This window comes from Nocardioides sp. Z38_18 (assembly GCF_058215695.1).
Window position 1 is genome coordinate 1,208,031 of sequence record NZ_JBZAJE010000001.1, and the last position, 16,986, is coordinate 1,225,016.

The 16,986-nt window shown below is 70.4% G+C and carries 22 protein-coding genes, 1 tRNA gene and 1 pseudogene; 15 read left to right on the forward strand and 9 right to left on the reverse strand.

What is annotated here, in order from left to right; translation table 11 throughout:
* Positions 1 to 57: 57 nt before the first annotated feature.
* From rplU to AC4BGC_RS05775, 12 genes are all read left to right on the forward strand, one after another.
* Positions 58 to 360, forward strand: coding sequence for a 50S ribosomal protein L21 (rplU, locus tag AC4BGC_RS05720; protein WP_490545321.1), 303 nt, complete (start codon positions 58 to 60; stop codon positions 358 to 360).
* Between the two features lie 35 nt (positions 361 to 395).
* Positions 396 to 653 (forward strand): 50S ribosomal protein L27, encoded by a 258-nt coding sequence (rpmA, locus tag AC4BGC_RS05725; RefSeq protein ID WP_490545319.1) that lies wholly within the window; start codon positions 396 to 398, stop codon positions 651 to 653.
* Between the two features lie 146 nt (positions 654 to 799).
* Positions 800 to 2,314: a GTPase ObgE gene (gene obgE, locus AC4BGC_RS05730; RefSeq protein WP_490554745.1), complete on the forward strand. Its 1,515-nt coding sequence runs from the start codon at positions 800 to 802 to the stop codon at positions 2,312 to 2,314.
* A complete protein-coding gene (proB, locus tag AC4BGC_RS05735) occupies positions 2,311 to 3,420 on the forward strand; it encodes a glutamate 5-kinase (RefSeq protein WP_490554746.1) in 1,110 nt (369 codons plus the stop codon). Before obgE ends, proB begins: the two co-directional genes overlap by 4 nt.
* Before the next feature lie 94 nt (positions 3,421 to 3,514).
* Positions 3,515 to 3,832, forward strand: a complete 318-nt coding sequence (locus AC4BGC_RS05740; RefSeq protein WP_490545310.1) for a DUF8830 family protein — start codon at positions 3,515 to 3,517, stop codon at positions 3,830 to 3,832.
* Positions 3,833 to 3,865: 33 nt separating this feature from the next.
* Positions 3,866 to 5,113: a glutamate-5-semialdehyde dehydrogenase gene (locus AC4BGC_RS05745; RefSeq protein WP_490554747.1), complete on the forward strand. Its 1,248-nt coding sequence runs from the start codon at positions 3,866 to 3,868 to the stop codon at positions 5,111 to 5,113.
* Positions 5,110 to 5,568: a hypothetical protein gene (locus AC4BGC_RS05750; protein WP_490545305.1), complete on the forward strand. Its 459-nt coding sequence runs from the start codon at positions 5,110 to 5,112 to the stop codon at positions 5,566 to 5,568. Before AC4BGC_RS05745 ends, AC4BGC_RS05750 begins: the two co-directional genes overlap by 4 nt.
* Before the next feature lie 118 nt (positions 5,569 to 5,686).
* Positions 5,687 to 5,830, forward strand: coding sequence for a hypothetical protein (locus AC4BGC_RS05755; protein ID WP_490545303.1), 144 nt, complete (start codon positions 5,687 to 5,689; stop codon positions 5,828 to 5,830).
* 35 nt (positions 5,831 to 5,865) lie between these two features.
* Positions 5,866 to 6,495 (forward strand): nicotinate-nucleotide adenylyltransferase, encoded by a 630-nt coding sequence (gene nadD / locus AC4BGC_RS05760; RefSeq protein ID WP_490545302.1) that lies wholly within the window; start codon positions 5,866 to 5,868, stop codon positions 6,493 to 6,495.
* Entirely contained in the window at positions 6,495 to 6,875 is a 381-nt protein-coding gene (gene rsfS, locus AC4BGC_RS05765) for a ribosome silencing factor (protein WP_490545300.1), read from the forward strand. Before nadD ends, rsfS begins: the two co-directional genes overlap by 1 nt.
* Positions 6,865 to 7,533, forward strand: coding sequence for a histidine phosphatase family protein (locus tag AC4BGC_RS05770; protein WP_490554748.1), 669 nt, complete (start codon positions 6,865 to 6,867; stop codon positions 7,531 to 7,533). Before rsfS ends, AC4BGC_RS05770 begins: the two co-directional genes overlap by 11 nt.
* A 55-nt stretch (positions 7,534 to 7,588) precedes the next feature.
* Positions 7,589 to 7,661: transfer RNA gene (locus AC4BGC_RS05775), tRNA-Ala, on the forward strand.
* Positions 7,662 to 7,800: 139 nt separating this feature from the next.
* Here the strand turns inward: AC4BGC_RS05775 and AC4BGC_RS05780 are convergent.
* Positions 7,801 to 8,229 carry an Hsp20/alpha crystallin family protein gene (locus AC4BGC_RS05780; protein ID WP_490554749.1) on the reverse strand — a complete coding sequence of 143 codons (429 nt, stop codon included), beginning with the start codon at positions 8,227 to 8,229 and terminating at the stop codon, positions 7,801 to 7,803.
* A gap of 137 nt (positions 8,230 to 8,366) precedes the next feature.
* Here AC4BGC_RS05780 and AC4BGC_RS05785 point away from each other — a divergent pair, with 137 nt between their 5' ends.
* A complete protein-coding gene (locus tag AC4BGC_RS05785; protein WP_490554751.1) occupies positions 8,367 to 8,660 on the forward strand; it encodes a MerR family transcriptional regulator in 294 nt (97 codons plus the stop codon).
* 47 nt (positions 8,661 to 8,707) lie between these two features.
* On the opposite strand, the pseudogene AC4BGC_RS05790 reads toward AC4BGC_RS05785, so the two are convergent.
* A pseudogene (locus tag AC4BGC_RS05790) lies at positions 8,708 to 9,574 on the reverse strand (EamA family transporter); the annotation flags it as partial.
* Between the two features lie 38 nt (positions 9,575 to 9,612).
* Between AC4BGC_RS05790 and AC4BGC_RS05795 the strand changes: the two are divergent.
* Positions 9,613 to 10,557 (forward strand): LysR family transcriptional regulator, encoded by a 945-nt coding sequence (locus tag AC4BGC_RS05795; RefSeq protein ID WP_490554753.1) that lies wholly within the window; start codon positions 9,613 to 9,615, stop codon positions 10,555 to 10,557.
* A gap of 119 nt (positions 10,558 to 10,676) precedes the next feature.
* Complete coding sequence (locus AC4BGC_RS05800) at positions 10,677 to 11,144, forward strand: CinA family protein (RefSeq protein ID WP_490545153.1); 468 nt, start codon at positions 10,677 to 10,679, stop codon at positions 11,142 to 11,144.
* Between the two features lie 22 nt (positions 11,145 to 11,166).
* On the opposite strand, the gene AC4BGC_RS05805 is transcribed toward AC4BGC_RS05800, so the two are convergent.
* The 7 genes from AC4BGC_RS05805 to galE all read right to left on the reverse strand — a co-directional run bounded on the left by AC4BGC_RS05805 (position 11,167) and on the right by galE (position 16,888).
* Positions 11,167 to 11,784 (reverse strand): methyltransferase, encoded by a 618-nt coding sequence (locus AC4BGC_RS05805; RefSeq protein WP_490545151.1) that lies wholly within the window; start codon positions 11,782 to 11,784, stop codon positions 11,167 to 11,169.
* A complete protein-coding gene (locus AC4BGC_RS05810) occupies positions 11,781 to 11,966 on the reverse strand; it encodes a CDGSH iron-sulfur domain-containing protein (RefSeq protein ID WP_490545149.1) in 186 nt (61 codons plus the stop codon). The genes AC4BGC_RS05805 and AC4BGC_RS05810 overlap by 4 nt, the downstream gene beginning before the upstream one ends.
* On the reverse strand, positions 11,963 to 12,940 hold the full coding sequence (locus tag AC4BGC_RS05815; RefSeq protein ID WP_490545147.1) for an iron-containing redox enzyme family protein: 978 nt from the start codon (positions 12,938 to 12,940) through the stop codon (positions 11,963 to 11,965). Before AC4BGC_RS05815 ends, AC4BGC_RS05810 begins: the two co-directional genes overlap by 4 nt.
* 96 nt (positions 12,941 to 13,036) lie before the next feature.
* Positions 13,037 to 14,482 carry a flavin-containing monooxygenase gene (locus AC4BGC_RS05820; protein WP_490554755.1) on the reverse strand — a complete coding sequence of 482 codons (1,446 nt, stop codon included), beginning with the start codon at positions 14,480 to 14,482 and terminating at the stop codon, positions 13,037 to 13,039.
* A gap of 45 nt (positions 14,483 to 14,527) precedes the next feature.
* The gene (locus AC4BGC_RS05825) at positions 14,528 to 15,031 is read right to left on the reverse strand and encodes a YflT domain-containing protein (RefSeq protein ID WP_490545143.1); all 504 of its coding nucleotides are present in this window, start codon (positions 15,029 to 15,031) and stop codon (positions 14,528 to 14,530) included.
* A 54-nt stretch (positions 15,032 to 15,085) separates the two neighbouring features.
* On the reverse strand, positions 15,086 to 15,859 hold the full coding sequence (locus AC4BGC_RS05830; RefSeq protein WP_490545141.1) for an SDR family NAD(P)-dependent oxidoreductase: 774 nt from the start codon (positions 15,857 to 15,859) through the stop codon (positions 15,086 to 15,088).
* Between the two features lie 69 nt (positions 15,860 to 15,928).
* Positions 15,929 to 16,888 carry a UDP-glucose 4-epimerase GalE gene (gene galE, locus AC4BGC_RS05835; protein WP_490554758.1) on the reverse strand — a complete coding sequence of 320 codons (960 nt, stop codon included), beginning with the start codon at positions 16,886 to 16,888 and terminating at the stop codon, positions 15,929 to 15,931.
* Positions 16,889 to 16,986: the final 98 nt, after the last annotated feature.

A 16,986-nucleotide genomic window follows, 5' to 3' on the forward strand; every position in this document is an offset into this window, starting at 1 on the left:
CGGAGGCAGACCAGGATTTTTTCCAGACGTTGAAGACCCGAGGAAAGTGAGAACGCCGTGTACGCAGTTGTGCGCGCTGGCAGCAAGCAGCAGAAGGTTGCTGTGGGCGATGTCATCGAGATCGACAAGATCGACACCGGTGTGGGCGAGTCGCTGACGCTTCCCGTGGTCATGGTCGTGGACGGGGACCAGGTCACCGCCACCGGGCTGGACAAGGCCGGCGTGACCGTCGAGGTCCTCGGCGCCGCCAAGGGTCCCAAGATCGTGATCCAGAAGTTCAAGAACAAGACCGGCTACAAGAAGCGCCAGGGGCACCGCCAGAAGTACACCCAGGTCAAGGTCACCGACATCAGCGTCTGACTCCCGCATCGCCCATCAGCTAAAGGACAGAACACATGGCTCACAAAAAGGGTGCAGCGTCGACCAAGAACGGTCGCGACTCCAACTCCCAGCGTCTCGGTGTCAAGCGCTACGGCGGTCAGCTCGTCAACGCCGGCGAGATCATCGTGCGCCAGCGCGGCACGCACTTCCACCCCGGCTCCGGCGTCGGCCGCGGCGGCGACGACACGCTGTTCGCGCTGGTCGCGGGTGCTGTCGAGTTCGGCACCAAGCGCGGCCGCCGCGTCGTGAACATCGCCCCCGCAGGGGAGTGACGCTCGCGCGGGGAGGGCGCTGAGCGCTCACCTCGCGACGAGCACCGCGACACCGATCCACCCACGAGGGCGTTCCTGAGACCATCGGGAGCGTCCTTGTGTCTTTTCACCGACCCCTGATCCACCTGTATCGAGAGGAGCCGACGATGGCAGTGCCGACGTTCATCGACCGCGTGACGCTGCACATCGTCGCGGGGCGCGGAGGAAACGGAGTGGCCTCCGTCCACCGGGAGAAGTTCAAGCCGTTGGGTGGTCCCGACGGCGGGAACGGTGGGCCGGGCGGCTCGGTGATCCTGCGGGTCGACCCCGACGTCACCACGCTGATCGACTACCACCACAGCGCCAAGCGCGTCGCCCAGCACGGCGGTCACGGCGCCGGCGGGCACCGCAACGGCCACCACGGCGAGGACCTGGTCCTGCCCGTCCCCGACGGCACCGTGGTCACCGACGAGTCCGGCACTGTCCTGGCCGACCTGGTCGGCCCCGGCACCGAGATGGTGATCGCCGAGGGTGGTCGCGGCGGACTGGGCAACGCCGCGCTCGCCTCGGCCAAGCGCAAGGCACCCGGGTTCGCCCTGCTCGGGGAGCCGGGCCAGGAGCTCGTCGTCCGGTTCGAGCTCAAGGTCGTCGCGGACGTGGGCCTGGTCGGGTTCCCCAGCGCCGGCAAGTCGAGCCTGATCGCCGCGCTGTCCCGGGCCCGTCCCAAGATCGCGGACTACCCGTTCACCACGCTGGTCCCCAACCTGGGCGTGGTCAAGGCCGGTGACACCACGTTCACCGTGGCCGACGTACCCGGGCTGATCGAGGGCGCCAGCGAGGGCCGCGGCCTGGGACACGACTTCCTGCGGCACATCGAGCGCTGCGCCGCGATCGTGCACGTGGTCGACCTGGCCACGATGGAGCCGGGCCGCAACCCCTTGGGCGACGTCCAGGTCATCGAGCAGGAGCTCCAGCGGTACGGCGGTCTCGAGGACCGTCCCCGCCTGGTCGCGCTGAACAAGGTCGACGTCCCCGACGGTCGCGACATGGCCGAGATGGTCGCCGACGACGTCCGCGCACTGGGGTGGCAGGTCTTCGCGGTGAGCGCGTCGAGCCACGAGGGCCTGCGCGAGCTGATGTTCGCGATGGCCGGCGTCGTGGCAGCGCGTCGTGCCGAGGAGCCGGTCAAGGAGACCACCCGGATCGTGATCCGGCCCAAGTCGGTCACCGGAGCCACCGAGTTCACCGTCAAGCCGGTCAAGACCGAGGACGGCGCCGACGGCTGGCGGGTCCGCGGCGAGAAGCCCGAGCGCTGGATCCGCCAGACCGACTTCGGCAACGAGGAGGCGGTGGGCTTCCTGGCCGACCGCCTCAACCGCCTCGGCGTGGAGGACAAGCTGATCGCGCTCGGAGCGGTCGAGGGTGACGCGGTGCTCATCGGGGACCCGTCCAACGCGGTGGTCTTCGACTTCAAGCCCAGCGTCGACGCCGGAGCGCAGATGCTCGGGCGCCGCGGCGAGGACCAGCGCCTGCGCGAGGACCGGCCGGCGGCCGGACGACGTCGCGCGATCGACGAGCTGATGCCCGAGCGCGGTGAGTCCGAGGTCCGTGCCGACGTCGCCCGACGCCTCGACCAGTCCTCGACGAGCGAGAGCGAGGACGAGGAAGAGGGTCACGCGTGACGCGTGAGCGCGTGACCAGTGCGGCCAGGGTCGTGGTGAAGGTCGGGTCGTCCTCGTTGACCACCGCTGCCGGCGGGATCGACGTCGCCCGGGTCCGCCACCTGGTGGACAGCCTGATCGGCGTCCGTGAGCGTGGGGCCGACCTGGTCCTGGTGTCCTCGGGAGCCATCGCGGCCGGCCTGTCGCCCCTGGCCTTCAAGCGACGCCCCCGCGACCTGGCTCGCCAGCAGGCGGCCGCGTCGGTGGGGCAGGGACTCCTGGTCCACCACTACACCGTGGAGTTCGCCCGTCACGGCCAGGTCACCGGCCAGGTGCTGCTCACCCTGGACGACGTGACCCGGCGCAGCCACTACCGCAACGCCCAGCGCACCTTCGAGAAGCTGCTCGAGCTCGGTGTCGTCCCGATCGTGAACGAGAACGACACCGTGGCCACCTCCGAGATCCGGTTCGGCGACAACGACCGGCTCGCGGCGCTCACCGCCCACCTCGTCCACGCCGACCTGCTGGTGCTGCTCTCCGACGTCGACGGGCTCTACGACGCGCCCCCGTCCCTGGCCAGCAGCCGCCGTATCGACGAGGTCACCGACTGGAGCGAGCTCGAGGGCGTCCGGGTGGGTCGTGCGGGCTCCGGAGTCGGGACCGGCGGGATGAACACCAAGCTCGAGGCCGCCCGGATCGCCACCGGCGCCGACATCCCCGTGGTGCTCACCGACATGGCGCACGCCCGCGAGGCCGTGGCCGGCGAGACCACCGGCACGTTCTTCCATCCCACCGGGCGCCGGCGCCCGAGCCGGCTGCTCTGGCTGGCGCACGCCACCGAGGCCAAGGGACGGGTGGTCCTCGACGAGGGAGCCGTCCGTGCGCTCACCGAGCGGCGGGCCTCGCTCCTGCCTGCGGGCATCACCGGGGTCGCGGGCGGGTTCGTGGCCGGTGATCCGATCGACCTCGTCGACGAGCGCGGCCGGGTGGTGGCCCGCGGGCTGGTCAACTACGACGCCAAGGAGCTTCCCGGGCTGCTGGGCCGCTCCACCCGTGACCTCGCACGCGAGCTCGGTGCGGCGTACGAGCGTGAGGTCGTCCACCGTGACGACCTGATCGTGCTGTGAGCGCGCCGAATTCCCGGTTTCCCTCCACGCGCTGTCCAGGTGGTGGACACTTGAGGTGCCGGGCAGCTGCACGGCAGGTTCGCGGGGGAGCTGAGTGATCAAGGCCGTACGCCACTGGCACGTGACGCTGACGCTTGCCGGCGCGCCCGCAGAACCACTCCTGGTCCGGAGCGCGATGCAGCGACTCAGCGACGAGCACCAGTTCCTCGACTCCGTGCAGTCCACGGGGCACTCGGTCGAGATCCAGTTCTGGGACGAGGGCGAGACCATGCTCGACGTCGCCTCGCTGGCGATGCGGCTGTGGACCGACCACCGTGACTCGGCCCGGCTCCCGGACTGGGAGATCGTCGGCCTGGAGATCGTGGAGAAGGACGTTCGCGAGAAGCGCAGCGCCCTGGGGCGACGCGCCTGACCCGTACCGGTCACTGCTCGATATCCTTGCACCATGCCCACTTCCGCGTTCACCACCGTCGCCACGCGTGCCCGGGCAGCCGCCAACGACCTCGCGCTGGCGACCCGCGCCACCAAGGACGCCGCCCTCGAGGCGATGGCAGTGGCGTTGCTCGACGACGCCGAGAGACTGCTGGCCGCCAACGCCGCCGACCTCGAGTCGGCGGCCGCGTCGGGCACCCCCGAGCACCTTCTCGACCGGCTCCGCCTCGATCCCGACCGCCTGGCAGCGATGGCCCAGGGGCTGCGCGACGTGGCCGCGCTGCCCGACCCCGTAGGTGAGGTGCTGCGCGGCTCCACCCTCGCCAACGGCCTCCAGCTGCGCCAGGTCAGGGTGCCGTTCGGGGTCGTCGGGATCATCTACGAGGCTCGCCCCAACGTCACCGCGGACGCCGCCGGCATCTGCCTCAAGAGCGGCAACGCCGTGCTCCTGCGCGGCTCCTCCAGCGCGGCACGGTCCAACGCCGCGATCGTGGACACCCTGCGGCGTGCGGCACAGGAGTCGGGGCTGTCCCCGGACGTGGTCCAGGTCGTCCCGGGGGAGGGGCACGAGTCGGTCAAGGAGCTGATGCGCGCCCGTGGCCTGGTCGACGTGCTGATCCCGCGAGGCGGCGCCGGACTGATCGCCTCGGTGGTCGAGGAGTCCACCGTCCCGGTGATCGAGACCGGCGTCGGCAACTGCCACGTGTACGTCGACTCCGCCGCCGACCTCGACATGGCCGAGCGGATCGTGCTGAACGCCAAGACCCAGCGCACCTCGGTGTGCAACGCCGCGGAGTCGCTGCTGGTGCACGCGGACGTGGCCGCCGAGTTCGTACCGCGGATCGTGCGCGCGCTCCAGGACGCCGGAGTCACCGTGCACGGCGACGACGTGTTCGCCGAGGAGGCGGACGTGGTGCCCGCCACCGAGGAGGACTGGGGCACCGAGTACCTCGCGCTGGAGATCTCGGCTGCCGTCGTACCCTCGCTCGATGCCGCGATCGCGCACATCCGCGAGCACTCCTCGGGCCACTCCGAGGCGATCGTCACCGACTCGCAGTCCAGCGCGCAGCGCTTCGTCGCGGCCGTGGACTCCGCTGCGGTGCTGGTGAACGCCTCCACCCGGTTCACCGACGGTGGCGAGTTCGGATTCGGCGCCGAGATCGGCATCTCCACCCAGAAGCTGCACGCGCGTGGGCCGATGGGCCTGCCCGAGATGACGTCGAGCAAGTACGTCGTCACGGGCGACGGCCACGTCCGGTGAGGTTGATCTGGCTCACCTTCGGGTTCGGCGCCGTCTCCGCAGTCATCCCGATCTTCAACATGGAGGCGTACATCTCGGTGATGTACGCGAACAACCCGGAGCGCTCCGCGCTGGCGCTGGCCTTCGTCGGCTCGCTGGGACAGAACATCGGCAAGCTGGTCTGGTACTACCTGTCCCTCGGAGCCCTGGACATCCCTTGGCTGAAGAAGCGGATGGACACCCCCAAGCGGCAGGCAAGCTTCAACAAGTGGCGCAGCTACGTCCAGGGCCGACCGGCGATGAGCGGCCTGCTGACGTTCGTCTCCGCGGCCGTGGGCTTCCCGCCGTTCTTCGCGATGGCGATGGTGGCCGGCACGTTGCGGATGAACGTGGTGGTCTTCTTCTTCGCCGGCCTGGCCGGCCGGACGCTGTTCTTCTGGGCCTGGTTGGTGGGCGTGGGACTCATCTTCAACTGAGGCTCCGGACCGCGTCCTCGAACCGGCGCCGCGGCCGCGCAGGCGGCTCCGCGAGCAGCCCCTCAGCCTCTGCGATGCCGCGGGCGCCACGGGGAGCCGGTGCCGTTAGGCTGTGCCCATGCTGAATCTCCTACTGCTGCCGCTGCAAGCCGAGGAAGGCGCCGGACTGGCGCCGTTCGCCATCGGTATCGGCGCCCTGCTGGTCCTGCTGGCCATGCTCTTCGCGCTGCTGGCCTTCGGCAAGGGACGCGAGCACTCCTGAGCGCCGCCACCTCCTCCGTCTCGCCGGACCCGATCGTGGACGAGCCCGCACCCGCGCCGCCACGTCGCCGTGTCGGCGTGATGGGTGGCACCTTCGATCCGATCCACCACGGCCACCTCGTGGCCGCGAGCGAGGTGCAGGCGTGGTTCGACCTCGACGAGGTCGTCTTCGTCCCGACGGGGGAGCCCTGGCAGAAGTCGGACCGCGAGGTCTCCACGGCCGAGCACCGCTACCTGATGACGGTCATCGCGACCGCCTCCAACCCGCGGTTCACCGTCTCCCGCGTCGACATCGACCGCGGTGGCCCGACGTACACGATCGACACGCTGCGCGACCTCACCGAGGCGCTGCCCGGCTCGGATCTGTACTTCATCACCGGTGCGGACGCGCTCGCCGAGATCTTCACCTGGCGTGACGCCGAGGAGCTGTTCGGCCTGGCCCGGTTCGTGGGCTGTACCCGCCCGGGCTACGAGATGCTGCCGAGCACGCTGCACGGGATCCCTGCGGACCGGGTCACGATCCTGGAGATCCCCGCGCTGGCGATCTCCTCCTCCGAGTGCCGCGAGCGTCGCGCGAAGGGCGAGCCCGTCTGGTACCTCGTGCCCGACGGCGTGGTCCAGTACATCGCCAAGCACGACCTCTACTCCATGAAGGTGCAGACCTGATGACCGCAACAGAGCGCGCCGTCGAGCTGGTGCACGCGGCCGCACGTGCGGCCTCGGACAAGCTGGCCGAGAACATCCTCGCCTTCGACGTCAGCGACCAGCTGGTGATCACCGACGCGTTCCTGATCGCCTCGGGTGGCAACGAGCGGCAGGTCCGGTCCATCGTCGACGAGATCGAGGACAAGCTCCGCGAGCACGGCGCGAAGCCGGTACGCCGCGAGGGTGAGCGTGACGGCCGCTGGGTGCTGATCGACTACGCCGAGATCGTGGTGCACGTGCAGCACACCGAGGAGCGCGAGTTCTACGCCCTCGAGCGGCTCTGGCGCGACTGCCCGGTGATCGCACTGCCCAAGGACGTGACCTCCGGCCGTGGCCGCTGACGCGTCGCCGCCGGTGCTCGACCCGGGCGGGCGCGGACGCCGGGTGATCCTGGTCCGGCACGGGCAGACCGCCTGGAACGCCGAGGGGCGTGCCCAGGGCCACCTGGACGTCGGCCTCGACGACACCGGGCGGCAGCAGGCCGAGGCGATGGCGCTCGCCCTGGCCGACATCGAACCGACCCTGCTCGTCTCCAGCGACCTCACGCGGGCCCGCGAGACCGCGGCTTTCCTGGAGAAGCAGACCGGCCTCACCGCCATTGAGGACCCGCGGTGGCGGGAATACGACCTCGGCGAGCGAGCCGGGCTGACCCTCGCCGAGTTCGGGGAGCGCATCGGCGTGCAGTTCGAGGGGTGGTGGGACGTGCACGCGCACGTCGAGGTGCCCGGAGCGGAGTCCCCCGAGGAGCTCGCGGCCCGGGTGCTCCCTGCGTTCGAGGAGGTCCTGGACTCCTTGGGGGAGGAGCAGACGGCGATCGTGGTGACCCACGGCGCCTCGCTGCGGGTGGCGATCGCCGGCATCCTGGGCTGGCCGCTGTCGGCAGCCGACGGCATGGAGGCGATGCAGAACTGCGCCTGGGCGACGTTGGCGGAGACCGGTCCCGGGCGGCTCCGGCTCTCCTCCTACAACCGGACGGCGACGCAGCCACCCCCCGATTAGCGTCACCGGAGGACGTTGGATAAGATTCCCGACGTTGCCCGGACGAGGGCAATGGGGGGCTGTGGCGCAGCTGGTAGCGCACTTGCATGGCATGCAAGGGGTCAGGGGTTCGAATCCCCTCAGCTCCACCCTGTATCAAGAAACAAGGCTCCTCTCGCCGAATGCGAGAGGAGCCTTGCTGCTTTCCGTGGCCAGGCCTGGTCACCGATCGCTGGGATCACGTTCCACCGGGTCCACCACCGGTGCGGTGGCCCTGTGATGATCCGATCAGGAGTTGATCGCGGTCGCCTCCTGCTCGGGTGCCTGCTGGATGTGGATCTTGCGGGGCTTGGCCTTCTCCGCGACCGGCACCACGAGGCGTACGACGCCGTCCTTGTAGCCGGCCTCGATGTGGTCGAGGTCGAGGTTGTCTCCGAGCACGAGCTGGCGGCTGAACCGGCCTCGCGGACGCTCCGAGGCGAGCATCTCCCAGTCCCCGTTGCGGGCCACGCGCTCGGCGCTCACCGTGAGCACGTTGCGCTCGACGTCGAGGTCGATGCTCTCGGGGCGGACGCCGGGGAGGTCGAACTCGATCACGAAGCGATCGCCCTCGCGCCAGGCGTCCATCGGCATCACCATGGGCCGGTTCGTGGTCCCCAGCAGCTGCTGGGTGAGCCGGTCGAAGTCACGGAACGGGTCGGTGTTGCGCAGCAGCATGGTGTCCTCCTGGTCATCTCGTCGGGCTCGACGGCTGGTGGCCGGAACCCGGAATCTGTATTGAGAGTTATAGGCTTTATATACTCAGCAGCACGGCTACGGTCAAGCCCCACCTACGAACTTTCTTGGAGGAGCCGATGGCGGATCGCACTACGGGCGTCTATGCCATCTCGGTCGCGGCACAGATGCTCTCCATGCAGGTGCAGAACCTGCGGGTCTACGAACGCCACGGCCTGGTTGAACCGGAACGTACGCCGGGAGGGACCCGGCTCTACAGCAACGAGGACCTCGATCAGCTGGCCCGGATCCGGGACCTCCTGGCCGAGGGGCTCAACCTGGCCGGCATCTCGCGCGTGCTGGCGCTGGAGGAGGAGGTGCGCCGCCTCGAGCGGGCCAACGCGAGGCTGCGGCGAGGTGCGGCCAGGGGCTGAGGCGGCCCGCCCCGCGAGCCGAACCGGGTGCTGCCCAGCGCGACCCCGCCCACCACGGCGACGGCGCCGGCGATCTCCGGGAGACTTCTGGCTTCGCCGAGCAGCAGCCACGCGGTGCTCATCCCCACGACCGGCACCAGCATCGAGAACGGTGCGACCATCCCGGCCGGGTGGCGCGCCATCAGCCAGCTCCAGATCCCGGAGCCCAGCAGGGTGCCGACCAGGATCGTGTAGGCGAGCCCCACCAGGGCCAGCAGGGCGGTCGAGTCGTTCCAGCCGGTCAGGGACCGGCCCACCCGCCCTGGCCCTTCGATCGCCAGGGCGACCGCGAGCATCGGGGCGGGCGGCACCACCGACATCCACAGCACCAGGTGCAGCGGCTTGGCGGCCTTGGCTCGGGCGGCGCAGACGTTGCCGATCGCCCACCCGAACCCGCCGGCCACCACGAGCAGGAACGGCACCAGGGTGGCGGTCCCGGTCTGGGCCCACCCCACGACCGTCATGCCCCCGCACGCGAGCAGCAGCCCGGCGAGCTGCCGTCCGGTGACCCGGTCGCGGAACACGGTGGCCCCCAGCAGCACCGTGAACGGGGCCGAGGACTGCAGGACCAGTGACGCCAGGCCGGGCGGCATCCCGGCATCCATGCCGAGGTAGAGGAAGAGGAACTGCAGGATCCCGAAGCCGACGCCGTACCCAACCAGCCAGCGCAGCGGCACGTCGGGCCGCGGGATCAGGAGCAGGGTGGGGATGGCGATCAGTCCGAACCTGAGGGCGACCAGGAAGATCGGTGGGAACTGCTGCAGCGACGCGTCGATGGCCAGGAAGTTGAGTCCCCACATCACGGCGACCGAGGCTGCGAGCAGGCGATGGGTCACGGGCACAGTCCCATCGTGGTGCGTCTGAGCATTAAGCACCAGCGAATACTGCTACCAAGATCTTGTAGGTTGCCTACATGGACGTTCGTCACCTCACGCTGCTGCGAGAGTTGGCGGAGCGCGGGTCGATCACCGCCGTGGCACGAGCCACGCACCGCACCCCCTCGGCGGTCTCGCAGCAGCTGAAGACCGCCGAGCGGCAGCTGGGCACGCCGCTGGTCGAGCCGGCAGGTCGGGGGATCCGGCTGACCGATGCCGGGCGGCTCCTGGCCGCGGGTGGCGGCGAGGTCTCCGCGGCCCTGGAACGCGTGCAGGCCCGCTGGGACGAGTTCCACGGCCAGCCCGCGGGGACGGTGAGCGTGGCCGCCCTGCCGAGCGCGGCAACCTTCCTCCTGCCGGGGGTCTACCGAGCTCTCGCGGGGCTGCCGATCGAGCTGGACTGCCGCGACGTGGACCTCTCCGAGGACGCCTACCCGGCCCTCGCAGCCGACCACGACCTCGTGGTGGGGCACAGCACCTCGCGGGCCCTGCCGACCGGCGCATCGCTGCTGGTCCGCGAGCCGCTGGACGTCGCGCTCGCCGCGGGCCATCCGCTGGCCGCCCGGGACGTGCTCACGGCCGCGGACCTCGCCGACGAGGAGTGGATCGGGGTGCCGATCGGGTTCCCCTTCGACGCGGTCCGGCTCGCGGTCGAGGAGTCGGTCGGCCGCCCCGTCGCGGTGGGCCTGCGGCTGCGCGACAACCGGTTGATCGAGGCGCTGGTCGCGGACAGCCGCCGGGTCGCCGTACTCCCGCGGTTCACGACTCCCTCCGGTCCCGTCGTCCTCCGCCCCCTGGTCGGCGTCCTCGCCGCCCGCCACATCTACGCCCTGATGCGCCCCGACCGCGCCGAACGCCTCGCAGTCCGCCGCGTCCTGGCGGCCTTCCGCGACGTCGCCGACGCCGTAGCGGAAGGCGCCAGGACTGGGCGGGCGGGTCGGTGGCCCGGAGAACCAGCCCCAACGGGTGAATCGGCAAAGTGAGTCACACCACGCACGGAGCTCGGGGTGTGAGGGTCGTCGCCGCAATGGGTAGAAGGTCCGACGGCGTCGGAGTCCCGACCCCTCTCTTCCCTGACCCCCAACCGAGTGGAGCGTGACCCATGAGCATCGACCCTGACCGCATCGAGCGCATCGCCGATCTCGCAGCAGCGAGGAAGGTGCGCGTGGTGACCTCGGAGTCGCTGACGAGCGGCAATGTCGCGGCGACGCTGGGGGCGGGCCCGAACGCGGCCGAGTGGTTCGGGGGCGGCATCGTGGCCTACCAGGAGCCGATCAAGTTCGATGTCCTCGGTGTTCCGGAGGGTCCGGTGGTCACTCGCGAGTGCGCCGAGCAGATGGCCCGTGGTGCGCGAGAGCTGCTCATGGCCGATGTCGCGGTCTCCTGCACCGGCGTCGGCGGTCCCGACCCGAGCGAGGGCAAGCCGGCCGGCACCGTGATCGTCGCGGTGGCCACCGTCGACGGGGTGGACGTGCGTGAGCTCTCCCTCGAGGGGAAGCCCGACGAGGTGCTCGAGCAGACCACCTCGCAGTGCCTGAGCCTCCTCGAGGAGGTGCTCGGCGCCGACTGAACTGTCCGGGGCCGAGCGCCGCTCAGTCCCGGGGATCGAGGCGCAGCAGTACGCCGCGCTCGCCGAACTCGCGCACCTCGCCCGCCACCAGACGGGTGCCCTCGAGGTGCTGGGCGACCGCGGCGGCCTGCTCGCGCGGTCCGAGCTGGAGCAGCGCGACGCCTCCGGGGGCGAGGTGCTCCACGATCGCCGCGAGGCACACCCGGACCACGCTGAGCCCGTCGTCCCCGCCGTCGATGGCCAGCAGTGGGTCCTCGGGGAAGCGCTGCGTCTCGGCCCGGGGTACCCACGGTGGGTCGGCGATGATCAGCGGGAAGCTCTCGCCGGGGGAGAGCACCTCCTCGATGGGTCCATGACGCATCTCCAGGCGCTCGCTGATCCCTGCGGCCTTCGCGTTGGCCACGGTGAGCTCGGCCGCGACCGGGTTCACGTCCACGCACACCAGCCGTCGGCGTGACTCCGCCACGGCGAGGAGCCCGATCTGCCCGGCCCCCGAGCACAGCTCGAGCACGTCGCCTGCAGGCAGGTCCGGGAGCAGCTCTGCGGCCCACAGCGACTGCTGAGCGGTCCAGGTCCGGGGACGCAGGACGCGGTCGTCGAAGGCGATCGTGAGACCGCCGAAGTCCATCGTCTCGGTCATGCCGGGATGGACTTGTGCGTGCTGTCGCACCACGGCTTGCGGTTCGACTTGCCGCAGGCGCACACGGCCACGACAGGACGGGTGACCTCGTGCTCGACACCGTCGTCGTCGCTCACCGTGTCGGCGCCGCGGACCAGCAGCGGCCCGCCCGGGCACAGCCGCACGGAGACGTCGCCGTTCATGCCGGCACCCCCACTTCGGCGGTCCAGCGGTCGAGCAGCTCGCCGGCGGCCGCACCGTCGACGTAGAGGCACGCTGCGGCGCCGAACAGGATGTCCTCGCGCAGCGTGGGGTCCTCGGCCACCATCGAGCCGCAGATGTCGTGCGCGGCCACGTGCTCGTGCACCGCGTCCGCCTCGACGTGCTCGTGGAAGTACACCGCCACGGCGTCCGGCAGCTCGACGCGTTCGAGCCCGCCGGCGATCTTGCGGCACGGCACCGAGCTCGACGCCTCGAACGCGGCCAGGTGCCCCATGGCCGCGCCCCGCAGGCGACGGTTGAGCCCGAACATCGTCATCAGGTTCGTGCAGGCGAGGCTCAGCGCCGAGATGTCGTTGATGTAGGCGCCGTAGGTCCGGTCGAGACCGGCTGCCTCGAGCGCGTCGGCGTACAGCGTCGCGTGCAGCCGCTCGGCGCGGCCACCGCCGTACTCGTCGTACTGGAGCTCGGCCAGCGCGGCCTTGGCGGCGCCGGCCAGCCGGGGGAGGACGAAGGACTGGGCGTCGGACTCCTTGAGCTGCTGCACGCTGCGCTCGCGCAGGTAGTCCACCAGCTGCTCGCGGGTGGCCTTGCGCTGCATGTACGCGGCGGCGGCGGGACCGTCGTCGGCGGCCACGAGGGCCAGCAGCAGCGCCCCGAGGTCACCGTCGGTGGGCACGGCCTGCACCGTCTCGCGGGTCGCCTCCCGCAGCTCGCGCTCGAAGCGCCGCTCGAGGTCGAGGCGCAGCGAGAGCAGCCCGAGGTCCCACTCGCGGTCGTCGGCGACACCCTCGAAGCCCCGGTAGTGGAGCTCGTAGATGATCCACAGCGCGAGCTGGGCGTCCTCGTCGGTCATGATCGGACCGGGGCCGAGCGCAAGCGTGGTCTGCTCGCGCGCGATCGTCAGCGTCTCGATGACGTGCCGGCTGATGGGTCCCCGTTCCTGGGGAAGGCGCATGCGTCGTACCTCCATGATGGTGAGTGCTGGTCCATTACCCCGTGGACCGCTTGCGTCACACCTAGGTGATGCAGATCTCCCGGACCACCCACCATCTCAGGTCGTCACAAAGTCATCCACATCGATCTCCGCGCAGCGACGCTGGTACTCCACCACGAGGCCCGGCCAGTTCGTGCTGATCCGGCCGCCGTCCCGGTACCAGTTGTCGCAGCTGGCCCAGACGCTGTCGCCCAGGCGCTGCTGGATCTCCTCGTCGAACCGGTCCTCGGCCTCGCGGCGTACGACGATCGAGCTGGCCCCCTTCGCCTCCGTGTGCTGCAGCAGCCTGACGATGGCCCCCGAGGCGGCCTCGAGCATGTTGATGATCGAGCTGCCGCCGAGGTTCGTGTTCGGGCCGTAGACCACGAACAGGTTCGGGAAGTCCGGCACGCACATCCCGAGGTAGGCGTGCGCGCCCTTCGCCCATCGTTCGTGCAGGTCCGCGCCGTCGAGGCCGGTGACCGTGATGGGGGCGAGGAAGTCGGTGGCCGCGAAGCCGGTGCCATAGATGATCACGTCGACCTCGTGCACCTGGCCGTCCGCGCTGCGCACGCCCTCGGGGAGGACCTCGAGGACAGGCTCGTTGACGACGTCGACGTTGGGGGCCGCGAGCGCGGGGTACCACGCGTTGGAGAACAGCACCCGCTTGCAGCCGAACTCGTAGTCGGGCACCAGCTTGGCGCGCAGCTCGGGGTCGCGGACCTGGAGGTGCAGCTGCGCCCGCCAGTACAGCTTCACGGCCTTCTTCAGCCAGTCGTCCTCGAGGAGCGCCTTGTTGAACCGCTCCGTGATCACCCAGGTCAGCTGGCGGCCGAACGCCTGCGTGCGCGGGAACCTCTTGAACAGCCAGCGGTGCAGCGAGGTGTACTCCCGGTCCAGCTTCGGCGCCACGTAGGGGGCCGACCGCTGGAAGACGGTCACGTGCCCGGCGTCGGGCTGGATGCCGGGGACGAACTGGATCGCGCTGGCGCCGGTGCCGAGCACCGCGATGCGCTGGTCGCGCAGGTCGACGTCGTGGCGCCACTCAGCGGAGTGGAACGAGGGACCGGTGAAGGTGTCGATGCCGGGCAGCGGCGGGATCGCGGGCCGGGACAGCTGCCCGGTCGCGGTGACCAGCACGTCGGTCTCCAGGTGCTCGCCGGCGGCAGTGGTGAGGTGCCAGGAGCTGGTGGACTCGTCGTACGCCGCGGCGGTGACCTCCACGCCGGTGCGCACGAGCTCGAGGACTCCCTGATCGGCGGCGGTGCGCTCGATGTAGGCGAGGATCTCGTCCTGCCGGGAGTATCGGTGCGGCCAGCGCGGGTTCGGGGCGAACGACCAGGAGTAGAGCGAGGACGGGACGTCGCACGCGGCGTTGGGGTAGCTGTTCTCCCGCCACACGCCGCCCACACCGGCGGCCTTCTCGAGGATGGTGACGTCGGTGTAGCCGGCTCGGGTGAGCTCGACGGCCGCGCCGAGACCGCCGAAACCGGCGCCGATGATCGTGATTGAGGGCTGCTGCATGGCAGCACCCTAGGGGATCTGACAGGAAGCCCTGTCAGGAGTCGTTCAGGCCTGCTGCGTCGCGCCCGGCATGGTGGCGAGCAGCTGGCGTCCCTGGTCGGCGAACTTGTGCTCGACGAGGACCTCGTAGCGGGTCGCGACGACCTGGGACACGGAGGTGAAGTCGCGCGCACCGCGGCTCACGGCGTACCCCACCAGGGCGAAGACGAGCCCGAACAGCGCACCGAAGAGCACCGTGGACAAGATGATCGCCAGCGCGGTGCTGGCCGTGCTGAACAGCGAGACCACCAGGCCCACGAACAGGCCCATCCAGATGCCCGAGGCGAGGCCCCCCAGGGCCACCTTGCCGGTGGTGAGCCGCCCGGTGACGCGTTCGACCTGCTTGAGGTCGGTGCCGACGATCATGCAGTTCTCCACGGGGAACTCGTGGTCGGCGAGGAAGTCGACCGCCTCCTGGGCCTTCGCGTAGTGCTCGTAGACCCCGAGGGACATCGGGAACTCCAGGCTGAGTGCCGACGTGGGAAACCTGGCGCTTCGCTGCTGGCTCATGTTTCAGAGTCTTCCACCGCAGTGGTGAGCGTCACCGGGACGCAAAGGCGCAGGTCAGGTGATCGTCATGCCCCCGTCGACCGCCAGTGTCTGGCCGGTGATGTAGCCCGCCGCGTCCGAGGCGAGGAACACCGCGGTGGCCGCGAGCTCGCGCGGGTCGCCCTTGCGCCCCACCGGGATGCGGGACTGCTGGCTCTCCAGGTAGCCCTCGGGGTAGGAGTCGGTCATCTCCGAGGTGAAGAAGCCCGGTGCGATGGCGTTGACCCGGATCCCCTTGCGGCCGGTCCACTGCTGGGCGAGGTCGCGGGTCAGCCCGATCAGGCCGGCCTTGGAGGCGGCGTACGCCGCCTGGGGGAGCCCGGCGGTGGTGATGCCGAGGACCGAGGAGATGTTGATGATCGAGGAGCCGGGCTCCATCACCCGTCCGCACGACTGCGCCATCCAGTAGCAGCCGTTGAGGTTGACGTCGATCACCTGCCGGAACTCCTCGGGCGTCTCCCGGGTGGCCGGGACCGCGGTGCCGATGCCGGCGTTGTTGATCAGTACGTCGACGCGGCCGAACTCCTGCATCGCCGCCTCGACCAGCGCGGCACACGACTCGGGGGAGGAGACGTCGGTCGCGACGCTGACGGCGCTGCGGCCGGCCGCCTCGACGAGGTCAGCGGTCGCTCCGAGCCGGTCCACCCGCCGGGCGCCGAGCGCGACGTTGGCGCCGGCCTCCGCGAAGGCCTGGGCGAAGGCCACTCCGAGGCCGGAGGAGGCCCCGGTGACGACGGCGACCTTGCCGTCGAGTGAGAACAGGTCGGTGATCGGGCTGTGGGAAGTCATGGGCAGATCATGCCCGTTCCGGGCCCGCTCATGCGCTGGTCGCGCGCCCGTCGTGCCGGAGGGCGCCGCTCAGTGCGAGCTGCGGGCCCTCCAGGCGCTGCGGACCATCTCCTCCAGCGGGTGCCGGTTGGCCCAGTCCAGGTCGCGGGCCGCGGCCTCGCCGGTGGCCACGATCCGGTCGGGGTCCCCGGGCCGGCGGGGGCCGATCTCGGGCGTGAAGTCGATCCCGGTCACCGCGGCGATCGCGTCCATGATCTCGCGCACCGAGGAGCCCGTCCCGCTGCCGAGGTTGTAGACCGGGTCGAGGTCGTCCCCGGCGGCCAGTCGCCGCGCTGCCACCACGTGGGCCGCGGCGAGGTCGCTGACGTGGACGTAGTCACGCACGCAGGTCCCGTCGGGGGTGTCGTAGTCGTCGCCGTTGATCCGCGGCGTCTTCCCCGCGAGCAGCATGTCGAAGACGATCGGGAACAGGTTGTGCGGGCTGGTGTCGTAGAGGTCGTCGCTGCCCGAGCCGACCACGTTGAAGTAGCGCAGGGAGGTGTGCCGCAGGCCGGTGGCGCGGGCCTGGTCGCGGATCACCCACTCGCCGATGAGCTTGGTCTCGCCGTACGGCGACTCCGGGTGCGTGGGCGTCTGCTCGGTGACCAGGTCGGTGTCGGGGGTCCCGAAGGTGGCGGCGCTGGAGGAGAACACCATCGACTGCACCCCGGTGCGCTCCATGGCCTCGAGCAGGTTCACGGTGCCGGTCACGTTCTGGGTGTAGGTGTGCAGCGGCCGATCGACCGAGACGCCGGCGTACTTGAACCCGGCGAGGTGGACCACGCCCTCGACGGCGTGATCGCGCATGGTCTGCTCCATCAGCGCGGTGTCCACGATGCTGCCGTCGACGAAGGGCACGTCGGGGGCGACGAACTCACGGTGGCCGCTGGAGAGGTCGTCGACGACGACGACGTCGATGCCGACTTCCTGGAACGACCGCACCACGTGCGCGCCGATGTAGCCGGCACCTCCGGTCACCAACCAGGACATGTTTTCCTCCAGGACGAGAAGTGCTTCATGGCGGGCGAGCCCACGGCGATCGGGAAGGTAACGTGCTGTAGTCGGGTTGGATCCGACGTCCGATCTCC

Coding starts and splice junctions, on each gene's coding strand:
- rpmA (WP_490545319.1), top strand. CDS start 396: ATGGCTCACAAAAAGGGTGCAGCGTCGACCAAGAACGGTCGCGACTCC.
- obgE (WP_490554745.1), top strand. CDS start 800: ATGGCAGTGCCGACGTTCATCGACCGCGTGACGCTGCACATCGTCGCG.
- AC4BGC_RS05745 (WP_490554747.1), top strand. CDS start 3,866: ATGCCCACTTCCGCGTTCACCACCGTCGCCACGCGTGCCCGGGCAGCC.
- AC4BGC_RS05755 (WP_490545303.1), top strand. CDS start 5,687: ATGCTGAATCTCCTACTGCTGCCGCTGCAAGCCGAGGAAGGCGCCGGA.
- rsfS (WP_490545300.1), top strand. CDS start 6,495: ATGACCGCAACAGAGCGCGCCGTCGAGCTGGTGCACGCGGCCGCACGT.
- AC4BGC_RS05780 (WP_490554749.1), bottom strand. CDS start 8,229: ATGCTGCTGCGCAACACCGACCCGTTCCGTGACTTCGACCGGCTCACC.
- AC4BGC_RS05785 (WP_490554751.1), top strand. CDS start 8,367: ATGGCGGATCGCACTACGGGCGTCTATGCCATCTCGGTCGCGGCACAG.
- AC4BGC_RS05795 (WP_490554753.1), top strand. CDS start 9,613: ATGGACGTTCGTCACCTCACGCTGCTGCGAGAGTTGGCGGAGCGCGGG.
- AC4BGC_RS05800 (WP_490545153.1), top strand. CDS start 10,677: ATGAGCATCGACCCTGACCGCATCGAGCGCATCGCCGATCTCGCAGCA.
- AC4BGC_RS05805 (WP_490545151.1), bottom strand. CDS start 11,784: ATGACCGAGACGATGGACTTCGGCGGTCTCACGATCGCCTTCGACGAC.
- AC4BGC_RS05810 (WP_490545149.1), bottom strand. CDS start 11,966: ATGAACGGCGACGTCTCCGTGCGGCTGTGCCCGGGCGGGCCGCTGCTG.
- AC4BGC_RS05815 (WP_490545147.1), bottom strand. CDS start 12,940: ATGCGCCTTCCCCAGGAACGGGGACCCATCAGCCGGCACGTCATCGAG.
- AC4BGC_RS05820 (WP_490554755.1), bottom strand. CDS start 14,482: ATGCAGCAGCCCTCAATCACGATCATCGGCGCCGGTTTCGGCGGTCTC.
- AC4BGC_RS05825 (WP_490545143.1), bottom strand. CDS start 15,031: ATGAGCCAGCAGCGAAGCGCCAGGTTTCCCACGTCGGCACTCAGCCTG.
- AC4BGC_RS05830 (WP_490545141.1), bottom strand. CDS start 15,859: ATGACTTCCCACAGCCCGATCACCGACCTGTTCTCACTCGACGGCAAG.
- galE (WP_490554758.1), bottom strand. CDS start 16,888: ATGTCCTGGTTGGTGACCGGAGGTGCCGGCTACATCGGCGCGCACGTG.